General features: G+C 69.8%; 6 protein-coding genes. 3 read left to right on the top strand and 3 right to left on the bottom strand.

What is annotated here, in order from left to right:
* The 3 genes from AB0J58_RS43835 to AB0J58_RS43825 form a co-directional block, all read right to left on the bottom strand.
* Positions 1-247 (bottom strand): aldehyde dehydrogenase family protein (locus AB0J58_RS43835; RefSeq protein ID WP_364227507.1); only part of this gene is annotated, 247 nt, incomplete at its 3' end.
* Positions 244-1,542, bottom strand: a complete 1,299-nt coding sequence (locus tag AB0J58_RS43830) for an aspartate aminotransferase family protein (protein WP_364227505.1) — start codon at positions 1,540-1,542, stop codon at positions 244-246. The genes AB0J58_RS43835 and AB0J58_RS43830, both read right to left, overlap by 4 nt.
* A gap of 175 nt (positions 1,543-1,717) precedes the next feature.
* Positions 1,718-3,229 (bottom strand): MFS transporter, encoded by a 1,512-nt coding sequence (locus AB0J58_RS43825; RefSeq protein WP_364227502.1) that lies wholly within the window; start codon positions 3,227-3,229, stop codon positions 1,718-1,720.
* Between the two features lie 54 nt (positions 3,230-3,283).
* On the opposite strand from AB0J58_RS43825, the gene AB0J58_RS43820 reads away from it, so the two are divergent.
* The 3 genes from AB0J58_RS43820 (at position 3,284) to AB0J58_RS43810 (ending at position 6,209) form a co-directional block, all read left to right on the top strand.
* Positions 3,284-4,063 (top strand): TetR/AcrR family transcriptional regulator C-terminal domain-containing protein, encoded by a 780-nt coding sequence (locus AB0J58_RS43820; protein WP_364227499.1) that lies wholly within the window; start codon positions 3,284-3,286, stop codon positions 4,061-4,063.
* A gap of 115 nt (positions 4,064-4,178) precedes the next feature.
* Entirely contained in the window at positions 4,179-5,804 is a 1,626-nt protein-coding gene (locus AB0J58_RS43815; protein WP_364227496.1) for a PucR family transcriptional regulator, read from the top strand.
* Between the two features lie 9 nt (positions 5,805-5,813).
* Positions 5,814-6,209, top strand: coding sequence for a cupin domain-containing protein (locus tag AB0J58_RS43810; RefSeq protein WP_343982759.1), 396 nt, complete (start codon positions 5,814-5,816; stop codon positions 6,207-6,209).
* The last annotated feature ends 33 nt before the right edge of the window (positions 6,210-6,242 follow it).

Here is a 6,242-nt window from a genome sequence, read left to right as displayed (position 1 = left end):
CGAGCTCGTCGCGGTGGGCGTACATCAGCTCACGGAAGCGGAACAGCACCTGCGAGCGCTTGACCAGCGAGGCGTCCCGCCAGGCGGGCCAGGCCTCGACGGCGGCGGCCACGGCCGCGTCGACCTCGGTCACGGACGCGAGACGGACCTGTCCCGCGACCTCCCCGGTCGCGGGGTTGAAGATCTCGGAGGTACGGCCGGAGCCCTCGACGGGGCTCCCGCCGATCCAGTGGGTGACGTTCTTCACGAGACGACCTCGGCGTTGACGGTTTCGAGCACGGTGACGATGATTCCGAGGCCCTCGGCGGCCTCCTCCATGGTGAGGGTGAGCGGCGGGGCCATCCGGAGCACGTTGCCCCGCAGCCCGCCCTTGCCCGCCAGCAGGCCGGCCTTCCTGCTCTCCTCCATGAACCGGTTGGCCAGCGCCGGGGAGGGCTCGCCCGTCGCCGGGTCGACCAGCTCGACGGCGAACATCAGGCCCCTGCCGCGGACGTCGCCGACGATCGGCAGGCGCGGCGCGGCCTCGCGGAGCCCGTCGATGATCAGAGCACCGGTCCTGGCGGCGCGAGCCTGCAGGTCGTGGTCAAGGACGTAGTCCAGGGTGGCGTTGGCAGCGGCCATGGAGATCGGGTTACCGCCGAAGGTGGCCAGTCCGACGGCGTGCAGGTTGTCCATCAGGTCACCCCGGGCGACGACGCCGCCCACCGCGAAGCCGTTGCCCAGCCCCTTGGCGAAGGTCATCATGTCGGGCGTGACACCGTGGTTCTGGATGCCGAAGAAGGCCGAGCCGGTACGGCCCCAACCGGTCTGCACCTCGTCGGAGATGAACAGGATCCCCTCGGAGTCGAGGACCTCCTTGTAGGCGGCGAACAGCCCGTCGGGGGCCATGGTGAAGCCGCCCACGCCCTGGATCGGCTCGGCGATCAGCGCCGCCACGTCGCCTCCGACGGCCGTGGAGAGCACGTGGCGCAGGTCGTCGACGCAGGCCTCGATGTAGCCGGCGTCGGACAGGCCGCGGAACTGGGCGAGGTGCCGGTCGGCTCCGTGCAGGAAGTGCACGTTCAGCGGCGACAGCGAGTTGTTCTTCCAGGAGCGGTTGCTCGTGACGCCGATCGTGCCGAAGGAGCGGCCGTGGTAGCTCTGCCGCATGGCGAGCACCTGGTCGGACTTGCGCGCGTAGGTCGCCAGCAACAGCGCGGCCTCGTTGGCCTCGGTACCGGAGTTGGTGAAGAAGACCTTCGCGTCCTGGATGCCGGAGAGCCTGGCGATCTTCTCGGCCAGCTCGACCTGACCGCGCAGCAGGTAGACCGTGGAGGTGTGCACGACCCCGGTGGCGAGCTGCCGCTCCACGGCCTCCCGCACCTCTGGCACGTCGTACCCGATCATGTTGGTCAGAATGCCCGCGAAGAAGTCGAGGTAGCTCTTGCCCGACGCGTCGACTACCCGGTTGCCCTTGCCCGAGACGATCTCGATGGGCTCGTCGTAGTAGAGGGCCAGCCAGTTGGGCATTACCGCGCGATGGCGCGCAAGGAGGTCCGACATACATCGAGTATCACCGCTCGGGGCCACCACCTCATACCGGCAACATGTCGGCACATAGCCACCAAACCCATCACACTGTCAGGTCGGTACGCCCGGGTCACCGGCCGATCCGTCCGGCCGGATCGGCCGGATCGGCCGGTGACCCGGCACGCCGGGGTGGCGGCCGGAGAACCCCTCAGCCCTCGGTCTTCACCAGGTCGGCCTCCGAGGCGGCCGTGACCACGGGCGCGGGCCGCAGCACCAGGAACGCCAGCGTGGCGGCGGCCAGGGTGAAGACGACCCCCACCCAGGAGCCGAACGACATGGCGGAGACGAACGCCTCGCGCGCGGTCCCGATCACCCCCGGATCCCCCAGCCGCAGCGCCTCTCCGATCGACTCCCTGGCGACGGCCGGGGCGTCCGCGGGCATCGACGAGGTGTAGACCCCGGCCAGCACGCTGCCCAGCACGGCGATGCTCAGCGCCATGCCGACCTGCTGGACCGTGTCGTTGAGCGCCGACCCGACACCGGCGTGCGCGGGCGGCACCGCGCCCATCAGCGTCGCGTAGGCCGCGGGACCCGCCAGGCCGCCGCCGACCCCCATGAGCATGAGACCAGTGATCAACATGCCGTACCCGGTGTCGGCGGTCATGAAGGCGAGCACCCCGAAGCCGCCCGCCATCACGGCGAGGCCGACGGCGACCAGCACCCGGTTGCTGACCCGCTGCCCCAGCCCGGCGCCGACCGCGTTGAACAGCGCGGCGGCCACCGCGTACGGCAGCAGTGCGAGACCGGCCCGCATGGGACCGTAGCCCAGCACGAACTGCAGGTACTGGGTGAGCATCAGCAGCAGCGCGCCCGTGCCGAACGACATCAGCACGATCGAGAACGAGGCACCGCTGAAGTTCCGGTCGCGAAACAGCTCCAGCGGGAGCATCGGATGCTCCGACCTGAGCTCCCAGATCACGAACGCCCCCAGCGCGACCACCGCCACGCCGGCGGCGGCCAGCGACTCCACCGAGGTCCAGCCCGCCGTCGGGGCGGAGACGACCACGTAGACCAGGGCGCCCATGCCGGCCGTGGACAGCACCACACCGAGCGGGTCGAGCCTTCTCGCCGGACCGCGCGACTCGGGCATCAGCAGCACCGCCGCGACGACGGCGACGATCGCGACGGGCACGTTGAGCAGGAAGATCGATCCCCACCAGTAGTGTTCCAGCAGGAAACCGCCAAGCGTGGGACCGGCGATCACACCGACCATGGCCACCGCGCTCCACGCGGCGATCGCCTTGCGGCGCTCCTCCTCGTCGAAGACGGTGATCAGGATCGACAGGGTGCTCGGCATCAGGATGGAGCCGCCGACACCCATCAGCGCGCGGGCACCGATCAGCTGCCAGGGCTCGGTGACCAGCACCGCGACCAGCGAGGCACCGCCGAACAGCAGCAGGCCGATGATCAGGAAGCGCTTACGGCCGTAGCGGTCCGACAGGCTGCCCGAGGTGAGCAGCAGCCCGGCGAAGACCAGGACATAGGCGTCGATGATCCACTGAATGTCCGCCGGAGTGGCTCCCAGGTCGACCATCAACGCCGGGATGGCCAGGTTGAGGACCGTGTTGTCCACCACCAGGACCAGCAGGCTCAGGCAGAGCACTCCGAGGATCCACCAGCGCCTCGGATCGCGTTCGACTCGTACGGTGTTCGATTCCACTCGCACAATGTACGACAAGCTCGTACGATGTACTATCGGATTTATGCTTGGAGCGTGAAACAGCACTTCAGCTCCGTCTGGACACGCGAGCCGCGCACCGCCAAGAGCCCAGGGCTCGATCGCGCGCAGATCGTACGCGAGGCGATGGCACTGCTCGACGCGGAGGGGCTGGACGCACTGAGCATGCGCCGCCTGGGCGCCAGGCTCGGCTCGGGGGCCACCAGCATCTACTGGCACGTGGCGAACAAGGACGAGCTGCTGGAGCTGGCCCTCGACGAGGTCTACGGCGAGCTGACGGTCCTGGACGCCCGGGAGACCACCTGGCGCGACTCCGCCTCCTCCTTCGCGTACAGCATGCGCCAGATGCTCTTCAGCCACCCCTGGGTGATCAACCTCGTCGGGACCGTCCCCGGCATCGGCCCCAACGCGATACTGCTGATGACCCGGCTCGCCGCCACCTTCGACCACGCCGGGTTCCGCGGCCTCGACCAGGACTACGCCGCCTCGACGCTCATGGCCTACGTGGCCGGGATCACCATGCCCGAAATCTCCTGGCGGACCATGATGGGGCGGACCGGCCTCGGGTCCAACGAGCTGAACGCGGCCCTCCACCCGCTGGTGGAGAAGGCCGCGGCGGGCCACCCCGAACTGGCCGCCCGCTACGCCGAGTTCCGGGAGATCGACGTCGAGACCACCAGGGCGCTCAACTTCGAGTTCGGCCTGACCTGCCTCCTCGACGGCCTGGAAGCCCGCCTGAACCGCGCGGCCTCGGCACCGGCACCGGCCTCGGCGGACCCCGGCGCGACACCGCCCCCGCGGCCGGGCCTTCAGTAGCGATCCCGGGCGGACGGTGCCGCGGGCCCATTACCGCAGGAACGCGGATAGCGGGTAAACAGCATGTAAAAGGAGGGCCACCCATACTTACATTCTGATCAGATACTCTCTGTGTGTGCTCCCTACAGTCGCCGACGTCCTCGCCCTGGACACCGTTCGCCGGGGCAATCCACAGGTCGTGGCGGGGGCTGACCGGCTGGGCAGCCGGGTGCGCTGGGTGCACGTGGGCGAGGTCACCGATATCGCCCACCTGCTACGCGGGGGTGAGCTCGTGCTCACCACCGGCATAGCCCTGCCCGACGACCCCGACAAGCTCGCCGACTATGTCGCCGAACTGGCCACCGTGGGTGCGTCGGGGCTGATCGTGGAGCTGGGCCGCAAGTTCATCAAAGAGTTGCCCCGTGCCGTGATCAACGCCGCCGAGGCGCACGGCCTGCCCCTGGTGACCCTGGCGATGGAGACACCGTTCGTGCAGATCACCGAGTCGGTGCACGCCCGGATCATCGACATCCAGCTGGAGGAACTCCGCGCCTCCAAGCAGTTGCACGAGGTCTTCACCGAGCTGTCGGTCGAGGGCGCCTCCCCCGCGAGGGTGCTCGGCCAGGTCACCCGGCTGTCCGGACGCCCCGCGCTGCTGGAGAACCTCGCCCACCAGGTCCTGGCATGCGACACCGCCGGACGTGACACGGGCACGTTACTGGCCGGCTGGGAGACGCGCTCCCGCTCGGTGGCACCCCACCCGCGGACCGCCTACGACGCGGCCTCAGGCTGGCTGGTCACCATGGTCGGCGCTCGGGGCCAGGACTGGGGCCGCCTGATCCTGCTCTGCGACACCGAGCCTGGACCGCACGACATCGTGCTCGCCGAACGCGCCGCGACCACCCTCGCCCTGAGCCGCCTGCTGGAACGCCACCAGGAGTCACTGGAACGTCAGGCACACGGCACGATCATCACCGGAATCCTGACCCACGCGTACGCGGACCCCGAGGAGGCCGCGGCCCGCGCCCGCGCGGTCGGCGTGCCGCTCACCGGTCGCAGGCTCATGAGCGTGGTGCTGCGCCTGGCCGAGCCAGCGGAGAAGCCGATGGACGGCCAGGAGCAACTCGCCCAGCTCGCCGAACTGGGCGACGCGGCCGCCGCCGCCTGCCGAGAGGCCCGCCTTCCCGCCCTGATCGGCGCCCTGGACCAGAACCGGGTCGGCGTCCTGCTCCCCCTGCCACCGCGTGTCCTCCCCGAATCCGCGCTGACCACGCTCGCCGACCACCTGCGCGCGGCCTTCACGAACCCCTTCGTCCTCGCCGCGGGTTCCATGGTCGAGTCGGTCCGCGACGTGCGGCGGAGTTTCCTGGAGGCCGAGCAGGTCGCCGACGTGGCCGTCAGACAGCCCGACGGCCGCGCTTTCTACCGGCTCCCCGACCTCCGCCTGCGGGGCCTGCTCCACCTCCTCCGCGACGACGCACGGCTGCAGACCTTCGCCGAACGCGAGCTCGGCCCGCTGCTCGCCCACGACGCCCAACGCGGCGGCGATCTCACCAGCATCCTCCGGGTCTACCTCAACGCGGGCCGCAACAAGGCCCTCGCCGCCCAGCGGGCGCATCTGTCACGCCCCGCCTTCTACGACCGTCTCCACAGGTTGGAACGCGTCCTCGACACCGATCTGGACGATGTCGAGTCCTGTCTTTCCCTCCATGTCGCCCTCCTGGCGCTGGAGTCCTTCCGGAGAGACAACCCCCGCCCCTGAAAGGTCCCCATGCCCGACATTCTCATCCCAGAGCCCGCCGACCTGGCCCGGATGACCACCGCTGCCGGCGCGTTCTCCGTCCCCACCGGTGACGTGCAGCTCTCACCGGACGAGCTGGAAGCCGACCAGATCCTGGCCGGTTCCCCGCGCGTCTCGTCCATCGAGCTGTGGTCCTCTCCGGACGGCAGGCAGAGCCGGGGCATCTGGGAGATCACGCCGGGCACCGTGGCCGATGTGGAACGTGACGAGATGTTCGTGGTCCTGTCCGGCCGCGCCACACTGGAGGTCGACGGGGGCACCACCCTCGAACTCGTCCCCGGCTCGGTCTGCCTGCTCGCCGAAGGGGCCAAGACCGTCTGGATCGTCCACGAGACCCTGCGCAAGGTGTACCACTGCATGGGCTGACCGGATCAAGGTCGCGGATCGTACGGAACCGGG

Origin of the sequence: Streptosporangium sp. NPDC049644, from assembly GCF_040675205.1 — a bacterium.
GTDB classification, from domain to species: domain Bacteria; phylum Actinomycetota; class Actinomycetes; order Streptosporangiales; family Streptosporangiaceae; genus Streptosporangium; species Streptosporangium fukuiense.
Note: the sequence above shows the minus strand (reverse complement) of the source record. Positions and strands in the feature narration are given on the sequence as shown.

Excerpts from the sequence above, each read along its gene's own strand:
- AB0J58_RS43830 (WP_364227505.1), bottom strand. The coding sequence starts at position 1,542 with ATGTCGGACCTCCTTGCGCGCCATCGCGCGGTAATGCCCAACTGGCTG.
- AB0J58_RS43810 (WP_343982759.1), top strand. The coding sequence starts at position 5,814 with ATGCCCGACATTCTCATCCCAGAGCCCGCCGACCTGGCCCGGATGACC.